General features: G+C 67.6%; 21 protein-coding genes and 1 pseudogene. 10 read left to right on the top strand and 12 right to left on the bottom strand.

The genetic code is table 11. The features are described from left to right. Positions 1-180: 180 nt before the first annotated feature. Positions 181-438 carry a hypothetical protein gene (locus OG702_RS35240; RefSeq protein ID WP_327286752.1) on the top strand — a complete coding sequence of 86 codons (258 nt, stop codon included), beginning with the start codon at positions 181-183 and terminating at the stop codon, positions 436-438. On the opposite strand, the gene yczR is transcribed toward OG702_RS35240, so the two are convergent. From yczR to OG702_RS35225, 3 genes are all read right to left on the bottom strand, one after another. Then, a complete protein-coding gene (gene yczR / locus OG702_RS35235; protein ID WP_327286753.1) occupies positions 435-1964 on the bottom strand; it encodes a MocR-like transcription factor YczR in 1530 nt (509 codons plus the stop codon). The genes OG702_RS35240 and yczR overlap by 4 nt on opposite strands. A 19-nt stretch (positions 1965-1983) precedes the next feature. Continuing rightward, positions 1984-3222, bottom strand: a complete 1239-nt coding sequence (locus OG702_RS35230; RefSeq protein ID WP_327286754.1) for an MFS transporter — start codon at positions 3220-3222, stop codon at positions 1984-1986. Between the two features lie 97 nt (positions 3223-3319). Continuing rightward, a complete protein-coding gene (locus OG702_RS35225; protein WP_442814261.1) occupies positions 3320-4183 on the bottom strand; it encodes a glutamate racemase in 864 nt (287 codons plus the stop codon). Here OG702_RS35225 and OG702_RS35220 point away from each other — a divergent pair. Further along, on the top strand, positions 4154-4903 hold the full coding sequence (locus OG702_RS35220; RefSeq protein ID WP_327293028.1) for an NUDIX hydrolase: 750 nt from the start codon (positions 4154-4156) through the stop codon (positions 4901-4903). The two genes, OG702_RS35225 and OG702_RS35220, sit on opposite strands and share 30 nt — an antisense overlap. 284 nt (positions 4904-5187) lie before the next feature. Here OG702_RS35220 and OG702_RS35215 read toward each other — a convergent pair whose 3' ends face one another. Continuing rightward, positions 5188-7224, bottom strand: a complete 2037-nt coding sequence (locus OG702_RS35215) for an ATP-binding protein (RefSeq protein WP_327293033.1) — start codon at positions 7222-7224, stop codon at positions 5188-5190. A gap of 65 nt (positions 7225-7289) precedes the next feature. Here OG702_RS35215 and OG702_RS35210 point away from each other — a divergent pair, with 65 nt between their 5' ends. Next, the gene (locus tag OG702_RS35210; protein WP_327286755.1) at positions 7290-7793 is read left to right on the top strand and encodes a hypothetical protein; all 504 of its coding nucleotides are present in this window, start codon (positions 7290-7292) and stop codon (positions 7791-7793) included. On the opposite strand, the gene OG702_RS35205 is transcribed toward OG702_RS35210, so the two are convergent. Continuing rightward, a complete protein-coding gene (locus OG702_RS35205) occupies positions 7750-8541 on the bottom strand; it encodes an IS5 family transposase (RefSeq protein WP_327286756.1) in 792 nt (263 codons plus the stop codon). The genes OG702_RS35210 and OG702_RS35205 overlap by 44 nt on opposite strands. Positions 8542-9086: 545 nt before the next feature. Between OG702_RS35205 and OG702_RS35200 the strand changes: the two genes are divergently transcribed. Continuing rightward, a complete protein-coding gene (locus OG702_RS35200) occupies positions 9087-9974 on the top strand; it encodes a DUF3800 domain-containing protein (protein ID WP_327286757.1) in 888 nt (295 codons plus the stop codon). Between the two features lie 173 nt (positions 9975-10147). Here OG702_RS35200 and OG702_RS35195 read toward each other — a convergent pair whose 3' ends face one another. Then, complete coding sequence (locus OG702_RS35195; RefSeq protein ID WP_327286758.1) at positions 10148-10312, bottom strand: hypothetical protein; 165 nt, start codon at positions 10310-10312, stop codon at positions 10148-10150. Positions 10313-11344: 1032 nt separating this feature from the next. Here OG702_RS35195 and OG702_RS35190 point away from each other — a divergent pair. From OG702_RS35190 to OG702_RS35175, 4 genes are all read left to right on the top strand, one after another. Beyond that, complete coding sequence (locus tag OG702_RS35190; protein ID WP_327286759.1) at positions 11345-11731, top strand: hypothetical protein; 387 nt, start codon at positions 11345-11347, stop codon at positions 11729-11731. A 158-nt stretch (positions 11732-11889) separates the two neighbouring features. Further along, positions 11890-12198, top strand: a complete 309-nt coding sequence (locus tag OG702_RS35185; protein ID WP_327286743.1) for a transposase — start codon at positions 11890-11892, stop codon at positions 12196-12198. A 5-nt stretch (positions 12199-12203) separates the two neighbouring features. Continuing rightward, positions 12204-13106, top strand: a complete 903-nt coding sequence (locus tag OG702_RS35180) for an IS3 family transposase (RefSeq protein ID WP_327286760.1) — start codon at positions 12204-12206, stop codon at positions 13104-13106. Positions 13107-13148: 42 nt separating this feature from the next. Further along, positions 13149-13457, top strand: a complete 309-nt coding sequence (locus OG702_RS35175; RefSeq protein ID WP_327293027.1) for a hypothetical protein — start codon at positions 13149-13151, stop codon at positions 13455-13457. Positions 13458-13695: 238 nt separating this feature from the next. Here the strand turns inward: OG702_RS35175 and OG702_RS35170 are convergent, their stop codons facing one another. The 3 genes and pseudogenes from OG702_RS35170 to OG702_RS35160 all read right to left on the bottom strand — a co-directional run. Further along, positions 13696-14550: an IS5 family transposase gene (locus tag OG702_RS35170; RefSeq protein ID WP_327293026.1), complete on the bottom strand. Its 855-nt coding sequence runs from the start codon at positions 14548-14550 to the stop codon at positions 13696-13698. A gap of 60 nt (positions 14551-14610) precedes the next feature. Further along, positions 14611-15039: a RacP protein gene (locus tag OG702_RS35165; protein WP_327293024.1), complete on the bottom strand. Its 429-nt coding sequence runs from the start codon at positions 15037-15039 to the stop codon at positions 14611-14613. A 3-nt stretch (positions 15040-15042) separates the two neighbouring features. Beyond that, positions 15043-15378, bottom strand: a pseudogene (locus OG702_RS35160) (DUF6192 family protein); the annotation flags it as partial. Between the two features lie 97 nt (positions 15379-15475). On the opposite strand from OG702_RS35160, the gene OG702_RS35155 reads away from it, so the two are divergent. Together OG702_RS35155 and OG702_RS35150 are read left to right on the top strand one after the other, a co-directional pair. Next, positions 15476-16720 carry a tyrosine-type recombinase/integrase gene (locus tag OG702_RS35155; protein WP_327293023.1) on the top strand — a complete coding sequence of 415 codons (1245 nt, stop codon included), beginning with the start codon at positions 15476-15478 and terminating at the stop codon, positions 16718-16720. Then, entirely contained in the window at positions 16717-19164 is a 2448-nt protein-coding gene (locus OG702_RS35150; protein WP_327293022.1) for a tyrosine-type recombinase/integrase, read from the top strand. Before OG702_RS35155 ends, OG702_RS35150 begins: the two co-directional genes overlap by 4 nt. A gap of 27 nt (positions 19165-19191) precedes the next feature. Here OG702_RS35150 and OG702_RS35145 read toward each other — a convergent pair whose 3' ends face one another. The 3 genes from OG702_RS35145 to OG702_RS35135 all read right to left on the bottom strand — a co-directional run bounded on the left by OG702_RS35145 (position 19192) and on the right by OG702_RS35135 (position 21359). Next, positions 19192-19614, bottom strand: a complete 423-nt coding sequence (locus tag OG702_RS35145) for a DUF6924 domain-containing protein (protein ID WP_327293021.1) — start codon at positions 19612-19614, stop codon at positions 19192-19194. Positions 19615-19648: 34 nt separating this feature from the next. After that, on the bottom strand, positions 19649-20383 hold the full coding sequence (locus tag OG702_RS35140) for a DUF6193 family natural product biosynthesis protein (protein ID WP_327293020.1): 735 nt from the start codon (positions 20381-20383) through the stop codon (positions 19649-19651). Between the two features lie 160 nt (positions 20384-20543). Continuing rightward, positions 20544-21359 carry a DUF6192 family protein gene (locus OG702_RS35135; RefSeq protein WP_327293019.1) on the bottom strand — a complete coding sequence of 272 codons (816 nt, stop codon included), beginning with the start codon at positions 21357-21359 and terminating at the stop codon, positions 20544-20546. Between the last annotated feature and the right edge of the window lie 433 nt (positions 21360-21792).

The raw sequence follows: 21792 nt of genomic DNA, 5'->3' as shown, positions 1-21792 counted from the left end.
CCACACCCGCCAGGAGAACACGACACGACCAGCCTGCCCCAGCCCCACAGACATCACCCCTGACCTGCGGAAACCCACACATCAGATGCGGAAAGAGGACACCTTCTGACCCGGTGGGAGGCTCTCGCCGTCGGGGCAGGACTGAACGCGCGCGGAGTCATCCAAATCGTCATCGCAACTGTGGGACTGCATCTGGGCGTCCTGACCGGCCGGACTTACACCGTCATCATCCTTGTGGCCATCTCCACGTCCGCCATGGCCCCGCCGCTGATCCGTATCGCCATGCGACACATCGACCACGCGGTTGAGGAGCGGCTGCGACTTCGCGATGCGGTCCCAGCCCCCGCGGCTGACACGCTTCGCCCCGCCCTGAAGCGCGACGCCGCCGCTGTTGACCGTGACGTGCCTGTTCGGACCGAGTCGATGCCCGAGCTTTAGGCGATCCATTGAGGGCGGCGGTGACTGGAGCGGCAGGGATCCTCGCCGTGGGCTTCGGCGAGGAGCCGGGCGGCCTCACGGAGCACGGAGGGGGGCAGGGTGTAGGGGATGCGTAGGCGTGTCTCGCAGACGCCTGGATCGGCCGAGAACCAGGAGCCGCTCTCGATCCGCACGCCCAGGCCACCGGCCCGCTCCGCGATCACAGAGGCTGCGGGCCGGCCCACGTCCACCCACAGCGACAGCCCACCCTCGGGTTGCCGCCACGACCAAGAAGGCAAGTGCTCCTTGAGAGCTGCTTGGAGCTCGGCGCGCTGCGCACGCAGTTGCTCCAGCCGCGAAGGGAGGAGATCACCTCGGCGTCCGAGCAGGTGCTGTGCTAGGAGCTGATCCACAACCGAACCCCCGAGGTCGGTGGCGATGCGATACGAGGCCAGTTCGTCGATGAGGTTGGCCGGCGCGCGGAGCCATCCGACCCGTAGCCCCGCCCAAAAGGACTTACTCATCGAGCCGATAGTGATCATTCGGCTGCTTTCGGCGGGTGAGGCGTGGCAGGCGAACGACGTCGGCGGCGCCACGTCGAGGGCGAGGTCGGCCAGGGTTTCGTCGACCAGGAGCCAAGTCCCGGTGCGCTGCGCCGTGCGCAGAATCCGCGTGCGCGTCTGGGCAGGCATCACCAGTCCAGTTGGATTGTGGAAGTCGGGGATCAGAAAGGCCGCGTGAGGGACGGTTTGCCGCAATGTGGCGTCCATGATGTCTGGATCCCAGCCGTCCGGTCCGACGGGAACCGTCACGGCGTGAAGACACTGCCGACGCAGCGCCTCCAGGGCGTTGGGGTAGGTCGGTGTCTCCACCAGGACCCTGTCTCCAGGAGAGCACAGCAGCCCCAGGGCGAGGCTTACTGCGTGCTGCGCACCGGAGGTGATCAGGATCTGCTCCGGGATGGTGGCAAGCCCGCGCTCGGTGAAGTGTGCGGCGACCATGGCTCGCAGATCAGGCAGCCCGTAGGGGTGGTAGCCCGGGGTTGGGGACTGTGCGATCAGCTGCTGGGCAGTTGATCGCAATGCCTCGGCGAGCTCCTGTGGCGGGAGCCCGGGCGAGGCTCGGGCAAGGTCGATCACGCTGTCCTCCGCGCGGACAGTGCGGGCGACGTTGGTGGGCGTGCGTCCCTCAGGCAGGGATGTGAAGGTTCCCGAGCCGCGGTGGCTGCGGGCGAAGCCGGTCTCTTTCAGAAGGTTGTAGGCGTAGTTGACCAGGGTGCGGCTGGCTCCCAGAGCCTGTGCGAGCGCCCGTTCGGAGGGCAGCCTGACGTGCAAGGCGATCCGCCCGTCCAGAACAAGCTGGCTGATGGCCTGTGCAAGCAGACGATAGGGGGTGTCGCGTCCGTGCAGGGCTGGCAGCAGCGAAGCGAGCTGTCCGCTCCCCAACGCCTGCTGGGCTTGGGGAGCCGGGGCCGGTCGCGGATTTGGACTGCGCATGGCTCGCCTTTCGAGCGGAGGAACACCCAGAAGAACGGTCAGTTGCTGCAAGGCGTCCCTGTGTAGGCCGTCAGGTCGATGGTCGAATGGCCGTCCTCCACAGGACCGCCCCAAGGGCACTCATGGCGAAGAGCGCCAGGATGCTGAAGTCGGGGACGAAGCTGCCAGTCGAGTCCTTGAGTAGTCCCAGCCCCGGAGGGACCAGGATCACCGCGATCTGGTTGACAGCCATGGCAAGGCCGAGGGCAAACCCCGACTTCCCTGGTGGCGAGCAGTCCGCCACGTAGGCGACCCACGGTCCGTACCAGCCGAATCCGAAGAACCCCAACCAGGCCACCAGCCCACCGACGAATAACGCCGAGTGCAAAGGAGCGACGGCCCACACGAGCAGCCCGGTTGCGGCACAGCTCATACAGGTCAGCACTGGAACCAGACGGCCGGTGCTGCGATCACTCCACGCGGCCAGGACGATACGACCGACCACACCGCAACCGAGCATCAGCAGAAGGAACGAGGCGGCCTGACCCACCGGCATCGACGCCTTGGTGTGGAGGTATAGCTCCGTCAGCAGCGACAGTCCGTACTGGAGTGACGTCATGCTGACCCCCGACAAGATGATGGTGATCATTGCTGGTGCCCGAGCCACTTCGAAACGGGCTGCCAACTGCACCCGCAGCGAAGCGCTGCGGGACGCATCCGCCGACGGGAGATCTGGCGAGCGGTAGAAGCCCATGAACACCGCACCGCCTACCAATGCCAGTGCGCCGGAGGCCACAAGCGGTGCCCGCCATCCGTAGGATCTCGCCAGCCAAGGGAGCAGGGCCGCCGCCAGCGCACCTCCCAGGGGCAGGCCTGCCTGCCGGATACCCATCGCGAAACCGCGCTGCGACGTCGCGAACCAAGAGGCTACCGACTTGCTGCCGCCGGGCTGAGCTGTGCTGTATCCCGCCCCCACGACCAGCAGACCCACCAGCAGCCACCCGTACCCCGGTGCGGCGCTCCCTCCCAGCAGCCCCGCGCCCACGATCACGCTGCCCGCGCCCACGACCCATCGCTCCGGGTAGCGGTCCAGCAGCTCGCCTGCCACCAGAAGTCCGGCCAGCGGCACCAGCTGCGCCGCGGTGACCAGCAGCCCGATCTGCGTAGTGCTCAGATGCATTTCCCGCTGCAGGTAGACGGTGATCGAGCCGAGCCCTTGGACGAAGAAGCAGGCACACGCCTGGGCGAACGTCGCTATCACCAGGACCACCCAGCGATAGCCGGACCGCCGAGCGCTGCGTGATCGCTCCGCGTGTTCCGTGACAGTCACATCGAACTCCCGTGTATTGCAGTCCCTCGACACGAGGACGCCCAGATAGCGGCACGGCTCAGCCGACCCGGCACCCTTTGTGGTTCGAGCGCAGCAACTATCCAGGGACTGCCGACCCGTGCAGCAGCCGACCTTCGACATACGCTGAGGCCGCCGCAGGCAGTTCCTCCACACGCCCACTGCGCAGCACGGTGAGACTGCCGGTAGCGGCGACCCCCGGCTGGGGTTTGAGGCCCACGCTTGCCAGTGCCCGGCGGGCCAGAGCATCAGCCGAGCCGTGCAGCGCGGGCCCGGCCCCGCCACCGCCTCGCAGCAGCACAGCACGGATCTGAGGGGCGACCAGCTCGTAGTGCGTACATGCAAGGACAACCGAGCGGACAGCGATGGGGGTCTTGGCAACCGCGGCAGTGATGGCGGCAGTCGTCGCTTCCGCGTCCGCGGTTTCGATCGCGTCCGACAGCCCATGGCAGGCGACCTCGGCCACTGACACGCCCGCTGCGAAACGCCCGAGCAGACGCTGCAGCCCTTCGCTGCGGACCCCGGTCGGCGTGCCCCATACAGCGAACGGGCCGCCGCCAGCAGCGGCCTCTGCCACGGCGGGCAGGGTCTCGACCACCACCACGCTGGTTCCCAGGCTGGCCCGGATAGCGGGCATGGCAAGCAACGTGGCCGTGTTGCACGCGACAATCAGCAAATCCGGCTGGAAGGCAGCCGCCGCCTCAGCTACCAAAAGCGCACGTGCCGTGAGGTCCTCGGGAGTGCGCACCCCCCAGGGCATGCCATCAGGATCTGTGGACAGCACCAGATCCACATCAGGACGAAGCCGCCGCACAGCAGCCGCGGTGGCCAGCAGCCCAAGCCCGACATCCATGACCGCAACGCGTGGCGGCCCATCGCCGCTACGAGCCCGCCATCTCGACGCGCTGACGCCATGCAGCAGATTGTCCACGCTCTCCACCATGCCCCACCTCCACACAGGCGCCACGCACGCCGAAGAAGCCAAGTCTTAAGCCGGCCCGAACTCACGAGACATAGCCAATCCGCAGCAAGTGGTCGAGCCGTACCCCACATCCCGCCTGCCGACATTCAAGGCGGCGCGTCCGGTGGTGCCCGCGTACACGCGAATGTGCCCTGGCAGGTAGAGGTGGTCGCCTTCCCGGCCCCGCAGGCGTCGTCCGGCCAGGATCCCGCCGGCCGCGCCGTACGCGACGTCTCCCGGCCCGCCAGCACTGCTCGCGTTACGTGGGACGACGAGGCAACGCCGCCGGGAGACGCGCCACTGCCGGCGGCGCTCGTCGCCCTCTGGCGTGCGGGCCGGGTCCTCATGGTCTTCGATCGGTACCGTCAGTCCTGGGAACTTCCGGGCGGGTGTATCGAGCAGGGTGAATCGCCTCGTCAGGCAGTTCTGCGTGAACTGTTGGAGGAGAGCGGGCAGGAGCCTGACGGACCGTTGCGGTTCGTCGGCTATGCAAAATTTGTACTGGCACCCGACCAGCGAGTCGAATACCTGGCCGTGTTCGCAGGTCACTGTGCCGGAGCCCGCGCCTTTCAAGCCAACGAGGAGACCGCAGCCGTTCACTGGTGGGATCTTCACGAAGCACTCCCAGGGCATGTTCAGCGCCTGGACGCCTGTCTCGCCGAGCTCACGCGCTTGCCCAGCAGATCGCCCCACCCGGGCTGAGCGGCCGACGCTGTCGGGGCCTGGGATGTCCCGACCTGGCGGGCGGTCGTTGGACTTGGAGCCCCGCTTCGGCGGGCTCTGGGGCGGGCCTGGACCTCACCAGCTGGTGGACCATCGGCTGCCAGTACGCCGCCCGGGACTAACAGATCGCGCCGGCAGCACCGCGGCGGAGCAGTGGCGCGGCCGGTAGCCCGGGCGCTGCGGCGGCACCGGGTTGGTGCCGCCGCATCTGCTTCGAGTTCGGCTTCGGGACGCTCTGCCACCACCCCCGCCGCGCACAGCATTCAGTCCTGCTGCTGGGAGACCGCCGGCTCGGACTCTTCGGCCTCGTCTGGCTGCGTCCAAGCGTCAGGAATGAAGTGCGAGTAGCTCTCGCGCAGGTGCTGGGTAACGCGGTCGTCGGTCGCCTCGTAGTTGAGCTGTTCCTGGAAGAACCGCAGCTTCTTTTCCCCGGCGTCAAGGATCTCGCCCCAGTTCTTGACCCAGACCTCGTAGTCCTCCTGGATGTCAGCGAGACCGGGCGGCCGGTCCTTCTGTCGGATGTCGCGAAGGATCTTGTCGGAGTATGCGTAGGTGATGAGGTAGAAGCGCCACTTGGCGCCCACCCCGCTGTACTGGGGGTCATCGATGATGGCTCGTGCGTAGCTCTTGATCTGGTCGAGTTCCTTCGGGCCGACCTTCACCGTGGGTCGCTTGAGTTCGATGACGAGCCGCTCGGTGGAGTTGTCATCCCGGCGACTGCGGAAGAGCAGAATGTCGACCCGGCCGCCGCGCCCGTCCGGCTGGGTCACAGTCTCGAGCTCGTGTTCCAGGACCACGTCTTCACCGAGGTGGTCTTCCAGGTGCGCACGCAGGACGTTGGTGAGCCCGAGCTCGCTCCTGGTCATGTTCCAGTCTTCGCCGAACAGCCAGAGGTTCTTGTTGACCATGGGATGGAGCTGGTCGACCTCTCGCAGGTCCTTCCGGCGGTGTTCGTCGGCGAGGATCCCGCGGAGTGCCCGGATGAAGTTCAGGCGGTTGGTGACCGTGGTGGCCGCGCCGATGACGTGCGTCAGGTCAGTGCTGTCCAGGAGATTCTTCAGGTGCCGGCGATCGTCGTCGCTGAGCGCCAGGACCTTTTCCAGGATGGTGTGGAGATCACCGGGGCTGCTCTCCAGGGCGGTGCGGATGAGGTTGACCGACAGGCTGCGGGCCGCGCCCTTGCTGGGCAGCGCGTGCCGGGCGGCGGTGACGACGACATCGAAGGTCTGGCGCTCCACGGCGAGAGCGCCGGTCGCCAGCTCGTCATCGTAGGGGTAGATACCTTCGGACTTGAGCTGCCGCACGACCTCTGCGGAGATCTGGGCCCCGCGAACGGCAAGGTGCTGCTGGACCGCCTTGACGGCTGCGTCCAAGAGGCCGGAGTGAGCCATGGTCAGGCCGTGCAGGTCGTCGACAGACAGGCCGTTGAAGAGGTTGGCGCGCAGGTAGGGGGTGAAGCTGATGATGCCGTCGGACCAGTCCTTGCCGTGCTCGCCCAGCGCGATGCCGGCAGCGTTGCACAGGAGCATGGCGCGGTCACCCATGCGTTTGTTCCACTCGACAAAGGTGACGACCGGGGGCGGATCCTCGCCTGCGTATTCCGGTGGCAGGTCCAGCTCCAGGTCGACGGGGTCGCCCACGATGATGTCGCTGGGGTCGAGCTGTTTGCCGTCGAACGTGACGCGCACGTGCGGGTACGCCAGGAGATAGAACGCCAGCTTCGCGGTGAGGTTCGCTGCGGCGTCGTCACGCTCCAGGCTGCTCAGCGGCTTGCCCTGCGGTACAGAGATGCGAACGACCGTGCCGGGCTTCTCCCGCGCTGGCCCTGTCTCCTCCACCTGCCAGATGGTGGCGTGGTCGGCGTTGCCGCGGATCCGGACCCCGACCAAGGAGTCGTCGGCCACGGCTGCAGACTCCCAGGTGAGCTGGTCTCCCAGGGCAAAAGCGAAGAGGCGGCCTTCGCCGTTACGGCCGTGCAGGATGCGTTCTCCGCCTTCGGTATGTGTCCTGCTCGTCTTCCAGGTGGTGCCGAACGCCTGGAAGGCGGTGCGCGCCCGCTCAGGTGTCATGCCGTGGCCGTTGTCGGTCACGACGACGTCGGTGATCGCCTTCCACCCGGAGCGCCGCAACTCGACGTCGACCTCGGTGGCATTGGCGTCCAGGGCGTTCCACACCAGTTCGGCGACCGCCGTGATCTGGGGCCTCTTCTTGAACTGGAGGATCTTGCGCTCGCCGACCGAGAGCTCGAACTCAGTCGCTGTTGTCGTTCCGAATTTGAGGGCGGCGTTTTCGCTGGTCAGGCATGGGTTGGGTGGTTCGGTGGGAGGTGTGGCCTGTCGGGTTGTCGCTCGCTGGGGAGGCCGGGATGCCGTCGGTTGTCGGACTGCTGGAACGGCACGAGGTTGCTGCTCGTCGTCGTGTCGACGGGCTGCGGGAGGAGGCCGACCGGATCCACGCCGAGTTGGCCGAGGCCGAGCAGGAATGGCGGGAGTGGTCGGTCGCCCGCAGGCGGGTCGACGCGGTGCTGGCTTCCGGCGGCGATGACCAGGCGGAAGCCTCCCAAAGCTCGCGGGATGCGGTGCAATCGAGGTCACAGGTGCCTGTGTGGCGCGAAGGGCTTGCCCGGTCGGTCCTGTCGGTGGACTACCAGCGGATCGTGCAGGCACTCGCCGACCGGTCCCGGCTTCGTCAAGGGCCCTTGACCTGCCAGGAGATGGCCGCGGTGTTCGGGATGGACGTGGTGCCGGCTCGGGTGGAGGCCTTGCGGGCGAAGGCGAAACGCCTGGTCGCGCGGGGATGGCTGACCGAGCCCTCACCAGGCCGGTTCACGCTGGCGAAGGGTGTTGCCGGGCCAGCCGGCGGGTCATGAGCAGGGTCATCGACCAGTAGACGATCGCCTCCGCGCTGGTGGTGCGGCGTTCGTAGTCGCGTGCCAGCCGGCGGGTGCGCATCAGCCAGGCGTTGGTGCGCTCAACGATCCACCGCTTGGGCAGGACCACGAAGCCGCGTCGGTCGTCGCTGCGTTTGACGATCTGCAGGACCAGCGCGAGGACGGCCAGGCAGTGCTTGACGAGGCTGCCGGTGTATCCGCCGTCTGCCCGGACCAGGACCAGACGGTGATGCGCCTCGGTCACCCGCTGGAGCAGGACCTTCGCGGCGGTGCGGTCTCCGACGTCCGCAGCGGTGACCATCACGCCCAGCAGCAGGCCGAGACTGTCGACGACGAGGTGCCTTTTGCGGCCGTTGATCAGCTTCCCGCCGTCGAAGCCGCGGCTGTCGGAGCCGACGACCGCGTCCGCCTTGACCGACTGGGAGTCGATCACGGCGGCCGTCGGCTCGATGTCCCGCCCGGCACGGGTGCGGACCCGGTCGCGCAGCCGGTCGTGGAACTCCCCGATCAGGCCGCGGTCGCGCCAGCGGCGGAAGAACGCGTAGACCCGGTCCCATGGCGGGAAATCGGCCGGCATCGCGCGCCACTTGATCCCGTTGTCGACCAGATACCGCACCGCGTCCAGTATGGCCCGGTGGCAATACGCCTCCGACTGCCCGCCCCGGCCCCGCATCCAGCCCGGCACCGGCAGCAACGGCCGGACCACCGCCCACTCCGCGTCCGTCATGTCCGACGGATACCGAGGCCGGCGCGTGCCGTGGTCGGCGGCGTTTCCGAACCGGTGTGCCAGGCAGTCACACCCCGGAGTGACCGAACTGGACGGCCCAGCCATCGACACGGAACACTCCAACACCGGGGCCTCCTGACGTTGTTCGTTGATTCGACACCATCGAACTGTTCAGAAGGCCCCACCCTTATGCACCGACCATGCCGTCACCACCCAAACGGGAACCCCGGTTCGAAGCCCACTCCCCAAGGCCGGAACGACAACAGCGACTCAGTCAGCGGCGGCTCGCTCTGCGCCGGCAGGTGGGCGCTGACCACGTCCACGCCAACTCCGTTGCGGGCAGCGCCTTCTGTGCTGTTCTCCCCAGACATGCGGTGACCGTACCGGTTTCACTCAGTGCGGTACACCTCGCCGTGCGTGAAGGGGGTCGGCGTGCCATGGGGAACCACTCTCAGGGCTGATGCAGCGGCCAGCGGCTTGGCAGGGCCCTAGGCCGGATGCTGCGCTGGCATCCTCCCAACCCGCTCGGGCTAGGCTTCCGCGCCATGTACTTCGCGTTCATGGACGACAGCGCACGCAAGGCAAAAGACGTCCCCCGGCAAGGCCTTGAGGATCTTCACGCCTACGGCGCGGTGATCTTTCCCCAGGACGCACTGCAGCCCTACCGCGAGCAGCTCGCCCAGCTTCGCAAGGAGCTGGGCATCCCGACCGGCACCGAATTCAAGTGGGCACCGGACGGCGGGCCTCTGCACAAGAAATGGAACGAGATCCACACAGCCCGCGTGCGGATGCTGGAAGGAGCAGCAGCGCTCGGAGTACGGGCGTGCGTCGTCGTCTGCGCGCCCCACTTGATGCCCGGCTGGTCCGAATCCGAGCTGAAGAGCGAGATGCTGGAGTACCTCTACGAGCGGGTCACCTACGCGTTCGGCGAGGAAAAGGGCGTGGTGATCGCCGACCAGCCAGGCGGCGGCCGGTCAGACGAGACCCGGTGGCTGGCTGACGCACTGGCTCTCGACACCGACGGCACCCAGTACGTGAAGCCCGCGGACAAGCAGATCCTGCTGCCCATCATCACCACACGCTCCGACCATGTGGACCACCTGCAGCTCGCGGACCTGGTGGCCGCCGCGACCACCGCGCTCATAGCCGGCGCGCCCACGGCCGACCGCTACAAAGACCTGGTCTACAAGCTGCTCATGAAGAACTACCGCGACTACGCCGGCGGGACAGGTCTGAAGTTCATCCCCAGCGCCTCGTACAACTCAAGGGCGCTGATGAACCTCGCCCACTGGGTGTTCGGCGAAGACGCCTACGTCATCCCTGACACCGGCAGCTCCATGGGCATGACGCTTCCCTACGGCGGGTGGATCTTTGCAGGCAACAACGGCATGGATGATCCGGCCGATATGGGAACACAGCAGTCAAGGAGCTAGCGGCGACGCCGATAGCCCGGCCGGTGCGAAGCGGCAGCAGCTCCGGGGTTCTTGTTCGACTTCGCCTTGGGGGCGTCCCCCGCGAGCTCACCGACCCGGCGCTGTAGCTCTTCCAGCCACGCCCGCCGCTCCGGGCTGATGACGAACTTCTGCTCCTGGTCGTCGTCCTGGCCCTAGTCCTGGACGTCGTCGGCGACGTCGAACGCCAGCTGCTGGTACAGCACGGTCGCGGTCTCCTGGTCCTGTGGTGAGGGCTTGCCGCGCCCCGCGGCCCGGCCCGGCCGGGCTGCCGGGGTGGGAGTCCTGGAGGCCCGCAGGATTGAACACTTGATGCTCAAGGCGCAGCCCGAGCGCGACGCTGGATCGGGCCAGACGTGCCGGCCCAACCGGCCGCTGCGTACGGCCGGCGGCCAAGGGCCACTGGTGAGGGTCCGGCTGCCGGACGGCCAAAAGTTTGCGGTTGACGGCGCATCGACGGCGCGGGCAGGCGACGGCCGGGTTGCTGCGCCGCCGCCGGAGCGGAACCGCTTCACCCGGAGGGGAGCGGGTCCGAGGCGTCGCGGGCCGGTCCGACCGCCGCTCGGACCGGCAACGACCTCGGCGAGCAGCCCGAGTACCACTTCTCGGGCGGCGGCCGCCGTCGCGGCTCGCGGCCCGGTGGCTCCGACAACTCCCGGCCGGGCGGGGCGACGACAGAACACGGGCTTTCCAGCCGCCGGGCAAGCTGCGGTCCGTCTCCCCCAGCGGCCAACATGGCTGCCAGCATGTGCAGTAGCGGGTCGCCTTCGAGCCGCGACCACGCGCCCGAGGCGTCGACCAGGCGCTCACCGGCCTCGCGGAACCGGTCGCGGTGCGCCTCACACCAGGCGTCAGCGTTCCGCTGACGTGCCTTCTCCAGGCGCTGAGCTGCGACATCCCGGCCGCCGACCTGTGCGGTGGCCCGCTCCAGGCGCAGCGCCCTGGTATCAGCCGACTGCCGGGTGGCCAACCCGACGGCGTCGGCGATCCGCTGCCACGAGGCGCGGCGCTGCCGGGCCGCCCGGATCAGATCCCGCTCCAGGGCGTCCAGGTCAGTGCCTGTGTCTGAACCTCGCCCCGGGGCAGCAGGCGAGGGTTGCCCCTGGGTGGGCGGCCTCGTGGAAGGTGGTGCCCGCCCAAGGCGTCTGCCCACGTCGCCCAACGGTACAGTTCTCGCGGTTTGAGGCAGGGCGCAAAGCCGCCGCCCAACCAGTCCTACCCAAGGAGCAACCGTGCGCGCTCGCACCGCAGCAGTCAGTCTCGTTCTCGCCGGGTCTCTGGCCGCTGCAGGGTGCGGTGGCGGAGAGAGTTCCGAGGCGGCACCGACGACCGCAGCAAGCACGGTGCCGTCGGTGGGTTCCAAGCACGGTTCCCCGGTCGACCCCGTGCCGACCGGCACTGCGACTCACGCGGCCACGGTTGGCCCTCCGCCGGTCGACACCCGCACTGTGGCGATTGCCGCGCGTGCCGCCGGAGTACCCGCCCCCAGCCCCGAAGCGGTCGCGGCCTTCCTCGCCGACCTGAACGCGATTGACCCTGCCATCGTGGCGGGGCGCCCCACCATGGGGTCCCTGCTGTCGAACAGCCTGGGCCGCTGCCGGGCCCTGGCGAAAAACCGGGACCCGCAAAAATTCCTGGTCGAGACGATGCTGAGCTTCGGCAACGAGCAGATTCAGCTCACCCGCGAACAGGGCACCCGCGTCATCGACGCGATCCGGCGCAACCTCTGCCAGGCGTAGAACGCCTTGAGTGCGGGCCTCTGAAACCGCTTTCAAGGTTGGCCCGACCCGGGTGGTGCCAGGGATCGTCTTCAATGACCGTTGCTCGTCTTGAAGTTCCCCCAGTGAGTTGGACAGCCTGATACTGGGACGGTTCGTCCCGGAGGAAGCAGTCCAAGTTGAGTGGCAAGAGCAACATGAGCAAGCGGTACACGGCCGAGTTCAAGCGGGACGCGGTCGCGCTCGTCCGGTCGTCGCCGCATCGGAACGTCACCGAGATCGCCCGGGAACTGGGAGTGAGCCCCGAGGGGTTGCGTGGCTGGGTCAAGCAGGCGAAAATCGACCAGGGCGAGGGGCCGGCGGGCGCCCTGACCAGCGAGGAACGTGAGGAGCTGCGGCGCCTGCGCCGCGAGCTGGCTGAGGCCAAGAAGGCGAACGACATCCTGGTAAAAGCCGCGGCCTTCTTCGCGAAGGAGATCGTGAAGTAGGCGCTGTGTGCCGCTTCATCGATGCGGAGAAGGCCACCGAGGAGAACCCCGATGGCTACAGCGTCGCCCGGCTGTGCCGAGTGCTGAGCTTCCACCGCTCCACCTACTACGCCTGGCTCGCTTCACGGCCCGCAGCCGCCGAACGGCAGTGCGCCGAAGACGGGTTGACCGACCGGATCCGTGAGATCCACGCCACCTCGCGAGGTGCCTACGGCGCCCCGCGCGTCCATGCGGAGCTGCGGCGGGGCGGCCTCGCGATCAACAGGAAAAGGGTCGAGCGGATCATGCGCGAGCGCGACATTCGCGGTGTCACCCGCCGCAGGCGCCGCTACCTGACGCAGCAGGACACCAAGGCAGCCCCTGCCCCGGACCTGGTCGGCCGCGACTTCACCGCATACGAGCCAGGCCGGAAGCTGGTGGGCGACATCACGTATCTCCCCACGGTCGAGGGCTGGTGGTACCTGGCCACGGTCATCGACCTGGCGACCCGTGAGGTGATCGGGTATGCGATGGCCGACCACCACCGCGCCGAACTGGTCACCGACGCCCTGCGCATGGCTGCCGGCCGCGGCGGCCTGCAGCCCGGCTGCATCATGCACACCGACCGCGGCAGCGAGTACACCAGTGGCGAATTTCGCACCGTGATAAGGGAGTTGAATCTGAGGCAGAGTATGGGACGAACCGGCATATGCTATGATAATGCTGCAGCCGAGAGTTTCTTCGGACTGCTCAAAGCGGAGATCGGCACCACCGTCTGGGAAAGCCGTGAGGCGGCCCGAGCCGACGTCTTCTGCTTCATCGAAGTCGAGTACAACCGCACCAGGCTCCGCAAGCACCCCGAGTTCGGGTACCTCACCCCACTCGAAACCCGAGCTAGATTGCGGCACGACCTCACCCCCGCAGCGTAAGCATCCGCTGTCCAAGATCAGGGGGGAACTTCACCGGCGGTCATGGTGTCATTCCTGGACAGTGATGTGGGGTTCGTTGAGGCCGTCACGCCGGGCGGGAGCAAATGGCGGGGTCTGCTCAATCGCGATATGGCGGAGAGCTATGAGGTACCGCTGGAGCAGTTCCCGGTGGAGGCCGGGGTGGCGGGCGCCCTGGCATGGTCAGCGGCTGCCGGACTGACGGGCGACGAGGGGTTGGTCCGGCGGGCGCTGACCGGGTCCGCCGTGTTCGCGGAGGAGCTTTCTGCACTGCTGTTCGTTGCCTTGGGCATACCGGGTGCCCGTTTGGTCGCATCCGGTGAGGAGGGGTAATCCGGGTGTGCGGGCAGGACGGGCGAGTTGAGGCGTGCTCGTGCTGACTGCCTGTGTCTGACGCTCCGGCGCGATTCTTCGCAGGTCAGGACTCGAACAGGCCAGTCTGAGGGTGGCTTGGCCGGCAGTATGAGGGGCCCGGTTCTCCGGCGGGGAGCTGGGCAGGCGTGAGAAAGTGGGCCAGGAGACGGCCTTCGGGAAATGATGGTGGCGACGCTGGTCAGCGTCGCCGTGAGGATCAGTCCCGGTGGGCTTCGCGAGAGGCCGGCTGTCCGCTTCTGCGGGAGCTCCGGCGGGTGATGCGCCTGGTCATGAGGGTGATCGCGGCCCAGGTGATCAGCGATTCCGAGTGCTGGATGAGGCGTTCGTAGTCGCGGGCGTGCCGGCGGGCGTGCATGACCCAGGCGTGGGAGCGTTCGACGACCCAGCGGCGGGGCAGGACGACGAAGCCGGGGGTGTTCTTCGGGCGGCTGACGGTCTTGATCGTCAGGTTCAGGTAATTTTTTGCCCAGGTCACGAGCTGTCCGGCGTAGGCGGAGTCGGCCCAGACGATGGTGATCTCGGGGTGCATGAGCCGCAGCCGGAAGAGGACTTCCTTGGCCGCGTTGCGGTCGGTCATGTCGGCCGGGGTGACCATGACGAACAGCGGCAGGCCCTTGGTGTCCACGACCAGGTGCCGTTTGCGTCCGTTGATTTTCTTGCCGGCGTCGTAGCCGCGGGAGTCCTTGCCGACGGTGTCGGCGGCCTTGATCGACTGGGAGTCGATGACGGTGGCGACCGCTCCGGGTGCCTTGCCCATCTCGCGGCGGATCCGTTTGCGGAGCTGGTCACGGATCTGCCCGATCACGCCGGCGGCGGCCCAGCGGGCCATGAAGCCGTAACACGTGCGCCAGGGCGGGAAGTCGGCGGGCAAGGCCCTCCACTTGCAGCCGGTATCGACCACGTAGCGGATCGCGTCGACGATCTCCCGGCGGGGATGCTTCTCCGGGCGCCCGCCGGCGGGGGTGTCGCAGGCCGGGACCGGCAGCAGGGGTTCGATCAGCGCCCACTCGTCGTCGAAGGTGTCGGAGGGGTAGCAGCGCCTGCGCGGCAAAGCGGTTCCCTCCTGTTCGGGACGGGGCGGGCCCGGCCGCTTCGCGGCCGGGCCCGCCGGTCATGCGTCGGTGAAGTCGGCGATCACGTCGAGCGTGGACTCGATCGAGTTGAGCTGGGTGTTGAGGTGCTTGATCCACCGGCCCTTGGGCTGCAGGGCGGCGTGCGGGGCGACGGTGCCGGTGATGAACCGTCGGATCTCGGTGAGCTTGCTGCGGATGACCGCGACCTCGTATGCCTGGAGCTGGTCGGGGTCGGCGCAGAACTGGTAGCCGTCCTTCAGGGTCCAGATCAGCGGCGGCCAGTTGCGTTCGGTGATGATGTCGCGCAGGCAGGCCAGGCCCGCCCGGGTCTGGTGGGGCGACAGCTCGGTGGATCTGACCAGCTGGGGGAAGGTCAGACCGGCCGGCCGGGCTTCGAACAGCACGAACCGGACGGTGTCGGCGTGCCGCTGGGAGGCCGCTGATCTGCGCTCGGAAACGCGTGGCACCGGCTATTCGCCTTGCAGGAGTCGGGCCAGTTCGCTGTCGACGTCGACCTTGCCGGTGTCGACGGCGGTCTCGATCCAGTCCAGGGTCGCGCGGACCCGGGCGACGTTCTCGTGGACGATGACGCGTTCGTCGTCGCCGAACTGGCGGTCCCGCATGCCGGCGACGACCCGGCCGGCCGCGGCGACGAACGCGTGGCAGGCGGTGACCAGGTCCAGGAACTCCGCCGACCGGTCGATGTTCTTCACCGCTGGCGCGACGGGGCTGGTGTCCTCGAAGCGCTCGCGGGCCTGCCGGCCCCGCTCGACCTGGGCCTGGTTGACCTGGTGGCGGGCGGTGTCTCTGTTGACCGGACTACCAGACGACACACCGAGGCATTGGAGGGGTCGGGTACGGGCTGACCGATAGATCTCAGGCAGCGAATAGAAGGAGAGCTGCGTGAGGTCGTTGGATGAGGTGGAACAGGATCTCGGTTCGATTCGGCTGCCGCGGTGGGGCAAAGTCGTGCCGTCGGACGGTGCGGTGCCCTGGCTCGTAGTTGATGCGGAGGGCATGCCGGTCGAGCCCGTTCGGCGGTACCTGCGGGACTTTGTCGCCCGGAATCGGCCCGGCTCCGTCCGCAGTTACGCGTACGCGTTGCTGAGGTGGTGGCGGTGGCTGCGCGTTGTTCAGGTCGAGTGGGACAGGGCCACCTCGGCGGAAGTGCAGGACCTGGTGCTCTGGTTGAAGCAAACGACCAAGCCCCGCAACTCGCCGCGGACAAAGTCAGCGTCCACCGCGGGGACGGTCAACCCGATCACCCGCAAGCGGAACCCCGGAGATCAGTACCAGCCCCGGACGATCCGGCACAGCAACGCGGTCGTCCGCAGCTTCTACGAGTTCTGGATCGAGACCGGGCACGGCCCGCTGGTCAACCCGGTGCCGCTCGATCGCAAGGGCAGCCGTCCGCACGCTCACCACAATCCGCTGGACCCCTTCGGGCCCGAGGGCCGGATCCGCTACAACCCCAAGATTCCCAAGGCCAGACCGCGCGAGATCCCCGACGAGCGATGGAACGACCTCTTCGGCGCCCTGCGCTCCAACCGGGACCGCGCGATCCTCTCCTTGGACATCAGCAACGCGGCCCGGGCCAGCGAGGTACTCGGCATCCGGGGCGTCGACCTGGACTGGGGCGACCAGCTGGTGCAGGTCAGTCGCAAGGGCAGCGACGATGCGCAATGGCTGCCGGCGAGCCCGGACTCCTTCGTCTGGCTCCGTCTCTACCTGGCGGAACTCGCCCCATTGGAGCCGAACGACCCGATCTGGTGGACGCTTCGACGCCGTGACCGCGGAGCTGGACTGCGGCTTCAGCCGATGAACTACGAGGCCCTGCGGGCCGTGTTCCGCCGGATCAACGCTGTCCTTGGCACCAACTACACGATGCACGATCTGCGACATACTGCCGCCCTGCGCATGAGCCGGGACAAGAACCTGACGCTGCTCGACGTGCAGACCATCCTCGGTCACGCACACCTGAGCACCACCGCGGACGTCTACCTCCTGGAAGACGAAGCAGTGGTGATCCGCCGCGTCGCCGTGCACCTGGCCGAGCGTGAACTCCGCGCCCAGCAGGCCCCACCACCGGTTGCCGTCGGTTACGAGGCCGACGATCTGGCCGTGCTGTTCGGAGGTCTTCCGCGATGACCGTGACCACCATCAGACAAGCGGATTCCACGCCCTCGCCCCGAGACGCCCTCGATCACCAGCGGATGCTCAGTGCCGACCGCGGTCCGTTCGACGGCCTCTCGGTCGAGGGCGTTCTGGAGCTGTTGCCGTCGCTGACGACCTGTCCGCCGACAACGAGCAGGCGCAGCAGGGGCAAGGGCGCGGATCGCTCGCGCGGGACCGCTCGAATCCTCCACTGGCTGCTGTCCTTCCCCGGGGACGGCTGGCAGGAACGGTGGCTCGTCTCCGGTGTTGACAGCGGCCTGGACTGGGACTGGATCGACCTCGTCACGGCCGAACACGGGTCCGCCGAGGCGCCCCGGCGGGCCATGACGACGGAGGGCCTGGGCTGTGTGCTCCTTGCCAGGGTGGTGCGGCCGAGCTACGAATTCCTGCAGGGCTACCGGACCTCGGGGCTCTACCGCCACGCCAAGCTGGAGTTCGGCGCCGAGCAGTTCGACAGGATCCGCCAGGCCGGCCTGGCCAAGGGAATGATCCCCAGCCAGCTGAGCACGGCAGAGAACAGCCTGGTGAAGGTCGCCTTCCGGACCGGCCGCGATCTCGACCGGCTCACTGCCGAGGACCTGATCGCTTACCACGAGTGGAGCAGGAAAACCTTTGCCAGGGCGCCCGCGGGGCTTCACGCCGCCTGGGATCTGATGCAGGACGCCGGTCTGCTGTCCGCCGTGTTGCCGTTGCGCCGGGCAGTGGCGCGGGGACAGCTTTCCACAGCGGCCATGGTGGACCGGTACAGCATCCAGTGCCGACCGGTGCGCGATGTGCTGGTCCGCTACCTGGAGGAACGCCGCCCGAGCCTCGACTACACCTCGCTTCAGCACCTGGCGAGCCGGCTGGTGGGCGCTTTCTGGGCCGACATCGAGAAACACCACCCGGGCATCGACACCCTGGACCTGCCCGCCGAGGTCGCCGAGGCATGGAAGGAACGGATCAGATTCATCACCCGGGACGGCAAGGAACCTATTCCCCGCCATACCCGGACCGCTGTGCTGACCGGAGTCCGGGCCTTCTACCTGGACATCCACCAGTGGGCACTGGAGGACCCGAGTTGGGCGGCCTGGGCGGTCCCCAGCCCTGTCCGCAAGGCCGACACCGGCGGGTTCACCAAGGTCAAGAAGAAGGTCCGGGCCAGGATGCACCAGCGGGTGCGCGAACGGCTGCCGCGGCTCCCCGAACTGGTGGACACCACCGAAACCCATCACAGCACCCAGATGAAACTGCTGGCCGTAGCGCAGGCCACCGCCGTCGGAGAGATCTTCGATCACGGAGGTCAGCGATATCGCCGCATCAGCCGCCGGGAGGACCGAACCAAGAGGCGACTTCAGTACCGGCCTGAGATGGTGCTGATCGAGGACATGGCCACGGCGGAGCAGTTCGACGTCACCCGCGACGAGGACGAGGCGTTCTGGGCCTGGGCCATCATCGAGACGCTTCGGCACACCGGCGTGCGCCTGGAGGAACTGCTGGAGATCACCCACCTCGCGCTGGTCTCCTATCAGCTCCCCGATACCGGTGAGATCGTGCCCCTGCTGCAGATCGTCCCGTCGAAGGGAAACGAGGAGCGGCTCCTGCTGGTCGGCCCCGAGCTCGCCAGCGTCCTTGCCACCGTGATCACCCGGCTCCGCGGGGACAACGCCGGCACGGTCCCTCTCGTCGCGCGCTACGACTACCACGAACTGGTCACCGGTCCGCCGCTGCCGCACGTCTTCCAGCGCCGGATCGGCTGGAAACGCGACGTCATCAGCACGAACACGCTCTACCAACTGCTCAACGACACCCTGGCCCGAGCCGCCCTCACCGACCAGACGGGCGAGCCCCTGCACTTCACACCTCACGACTTCCGCAGAATCTTCGCGACCGAGGCCGTCGCCGGCGGACTCCCCGTCCACATCGCCGCCCGCCTGCTCGGCCATACCAGCACGTCCACCACGGAGGCGTACCTCGCCGTCTTCCAGGAGGACCTGATCCGCTCCTACCGGGCTTTCCTCGACCAGCGGCGGGCAACACGGCCCGCAGAGGAATACCGCGAACCCACGACCGACGAATGGCGCGAGTTCCAGGAACACTTCCACACCCGCAAGCTGGAGCTCGGCGACTGCGCACGGCCCTACGGAACCCCGTGCCAGCATGAGCACTCGTGCCTGCGCTGCCCGATGCTGCGGGTTTCCCCCAGGCAGCGCACCCGGTTGATCGAGATCATCCGGAACCTTTCCGAGCGCATCGCGGAAGCGCGGACGAACGGCTGGCTGGGCGAAGTCCAAGGACTCCAGGTCAGCCTCACCAAGGCCAAGGAGAAGCTCGTTGCCCTCGACCGCACTCTGGAACGCAGCCGCAGCGCCAGCCAGGGCAGGCCCACCGACCTCGGCATGCCCGTCCTCACCAGGCCCCGGCCGGATCCTGCCTGAGGAGGGGGCGAAAATCGCCGTGCGTGCTTAGCCGTCCTCGAAGCCGTAGTACGTGTCCGATTCGTTGGTGGCGTCGGCGAACTCGGAGAAGTCCATGTTGGCGATGGTCAGGTTGTTTGAGACATCGGCGTACCAACGGGGCGGGACCCGGAATGTCCGGCCGGGTTCGTCATACAGGTCGACAGCCAGGAGTGGATGCTCCTCGCTGGTCATGGTGGTCGCGTCAGCGAGGAACACATAACACAGTTTGTCGTCGTCATCAGCGGCAGCATCCGCGTCGACCAACGTCTGAACACTGACATCGGTGAAGGAGGAGTCACTGACAAAAGTCGCGTTCCGGTAGTCGCCCGAGCCGTCGATCGCTGCTTGCACCGTCTCCCATGCCGCCTCGCTGCTGAAGTCGGTGCGAAGGACCAGCGAGGTCAGATCATCAGGTTGAGGCAAGTGCATGCACGTCATCCTTCCACCCGAGACCAAACGCTTCTCAGGCGGCTCCAGAAGTGACAGGGCCAAGGCCGGAGGGCAGATGGCGCAGGGCTGTCGACACGGCGTCTGCCACCGTGATCGTGTCGACAAGGACGTCACCCATGATGCTGGCACTGAGGGTGTAGCGGCTGTCCCGATGTGCGTCCAGGCAGAGCGGAATGACCGTGAGGCGAGGGCGGGTACTGGTGGAGAATCGCAGCGTCCAGTGGCTCGTGAACGGGTAGAGCCCCCGCAGTGCCGGTTCGGCGTATGCCGCCTTCACGAGCGCGCGATATTCGGGCCAGTCCACCTCGTCTGCCTCCGTGAGCAGGTGCTGCCACTCGGACTCGGCCAGTCGCACCGGATCGTGGTCGGCCACCTCGAAGCGGCCGGTGAGGTGCACGAACGACGCGGCTCGGGAGATGTCGGTCAGCGCTGCCCCGTCGTGCCAGGCTTGCGCCGCCCTGGCGACCTGGGCCAGGTCCTGCGTGGTTCCGTCGATCAGCGCCATGTCTTGGAATGACTCGCAGCCGCGGATTGACCACCGCCGTTCGGCTACCCACGCGGTGATCTCCAAGATCGTCCGTTGCGGAACGGTGCTCGCGACGGAGGCATGACGTAGCAGGTCGGATTCCGAGGCGGTGAACGGGACCGAGAAGCCGTCCTTGATTGCGGCGGCTCGCAGCGCCGCGGCGAGGCTCCCTTCCAAAGCAACGTCGGGATACAGAGCAGCGGGATCAGTTGACGTGGCCATGGATCTGATTCTGCCGCAGCGATCATCCCGTCGGTCTCGCGAACCAGGCACACACACCACTCTTGACCCGGGGCACGGCCCGGTACGGCGGTCATCACGAGTAGCCCGTCTGCAGAACGACCCATCCAGGCGTACCGCTGCGGACCTGGCCTCATCGAGATCAGGCAGCAGCCAACCCGTAGTCCGGATAATCGTCGGACATCGCCTTGAAGGCGACATCCGGCCTGCGTAGCAGGCCGGTGGTCACCTCCGCCGCGACGTGGTCGTCCCGAGTCAGCTCCGCGACCACCCGGACCCGGTCGGCCTGCTTGACCTGGGCGACGACTGCCGGGCGCCGCAGGAGGTCCCCGGTCACCGTCGCCGCGACGTCCTCATCCCGGGTGAGTTCCTCGACGGCCCGGACCTTGTCCTCCTGCCTGACCTGGGCAACCACGGTCGGCCTGCGCAGCAGGTCGCCGGTCACGGTGGCGGCGACCGCCTCGTCCTTGGCAAGGGTGTGGATCGCGGAGACCTTCTCCTGCGGGGTGACGGGCTTGACGACCTGGCGGCCGGCCCGCCGGTTGGCCTCGTCCGGGGTCCACCGGGTCCTGCCCTCGGGCGGGGTGAGGATCACTGCGAACCGCTCGTCCTCGTCCGCGATCCCGGCGAAGATGCGGTGGACAGTGAACGACACCCCGGTAACCCGTCGGTCCTCCGGCCACCTGGATGCGACCCAGCGGTTGTCGCTCACCGACTTGTAGGAGACGCCGATGTCCTCGGCGAGACGGAACAGCGAGTCCTTGACCGTGAACAGCCCATCGCTTCGTTCCTGGCCGCCGGACTCGCGCATCGGCTCGACTTCGAGGGCGTAGTCACCAATCGTGAACTGGATGCGGCTGGCGGTCTCCACCAGATTCCGCAGTTCAGCCACGATCTCCGCATAGCGGGCCGGACTGACGCTGCCGACCTTGTCGGCCGTCGTGATCTCTTCGGCCATGGCCTTCACCACCCACCCGCGGACCAGGGCGCGGCCCTCGGCCGCGGCAAGACCTGGCCCGCATCTGCAACCGAGAGTCGGACCGAAAATCCTAAGATCACAACGAACGACCACAACTGTCCGTTAAGTGAACGAAGCTGGGTTCCAGATGCGTTCGCGTTGCGGTCACCGTGACCGTTCAGCGAACGATTACTTCCGGGACCGCCAGGCCCTCGTCACGCACCGCCGCGAGCAGTAGACCGCGTTCGAACGGCGGTCCACCCCGGCGACCCACCTCGCCCCGCACTCCGGGCACTCGACCAGGCCGACCCCACTCAACTCCGCAGCCACACGCTTCCGAAACCGCTGGTCCTGCCGCCACTTCCTGCCACGACAAGCAGACGAACAGAACCTCGTCCAAGCAGGTGCCTCCGACGACAGCCGCCTCCCGCAG

Source organism: Streptomyces sp. NBC_01198 (assembly GCF_036010485.1).
GTDB lineage: Bacteria > Actinomycetota > Actinomycetes > Streptomycetales > Streptomycetaceae > Actinacidiphila.
Note: the sequence above shows the minus strand (reverse complement) of the source record. Positions and strands in the feature narration are given on the sequence as shown.

Bases quoted from the DNA above. Each gene is read 5' to 3' on its own strand.
- OG702_RS35220 (WP_327293028.1), top strand. From the start codon at position 4,154: ATGCAGCAGATTGTCCACGCTCTCCACCATGCCCCACCTCCACACAGG.
- OG702_RS35200 (WP_327286757.1), top strand. From the start codon at position 9,087: ATGTACTTCGCGTTCATGGACGACAGCGCACGCAAGGCAAAAGACGTC.
- OG702_RS35140 (WP_327293020.1), bottom strand. From the start codon at position 20,383: ATGGCCACGTCAACTGATCCCGCTGCTCTGTATCCCGACGTTGCTTTG.
- OG702_RS35150 (WP_327293022.1), top strand. From the start codon at position 16,717: ATGACCGTGACCACCATCAGACAAGCGGATTCCACGCCCTCGCCCCGA.
- OG702_RS35205 (WP_327286756.1), bottom strand. From the start codon at position 8,541: ATGACGGACGCGGAGTGGGCGGTGGTCCGGCCGTTGCTGCCGGTGCCG.
- OG702_RS35145 (WP_327293021.1), bottom strand. From the start codon at position 19,614: ATGCACTTGCCTCAACCTGATGATCTGACCTCGCTGGTCCTTCGCACC.
- OG702_RS35225 (WP_442814261.1), bottom strand. From the start codon at position 4,183: ATGGTGGAGAGCGTGGACAATCTGCTGCATGGCGTCAGCGCGTCGAGA.
- OG702_RS35175 (WP_327293027.1), top strand. From the start codon at position 13,149: ATGGTGTCATTCCTGGACAGTGATGTGGGGTTCGTTGAGGCCGTCACG.
- OG702_RS35135 (WP_327293019.1), bottom strand. From the start codon at position 21,359: ATGGCCGAAGAGATCACGACGGCCGACAAGGTCGGCAGCGTCAGTCCG.
- OG702_RS35210 (WP_327286755.1), top strand. From the start codon at position 7,290: ATGCCGTCGGTTGTCGGACTGCTGGAACGGCACGAGGTTGCTGCTCGT.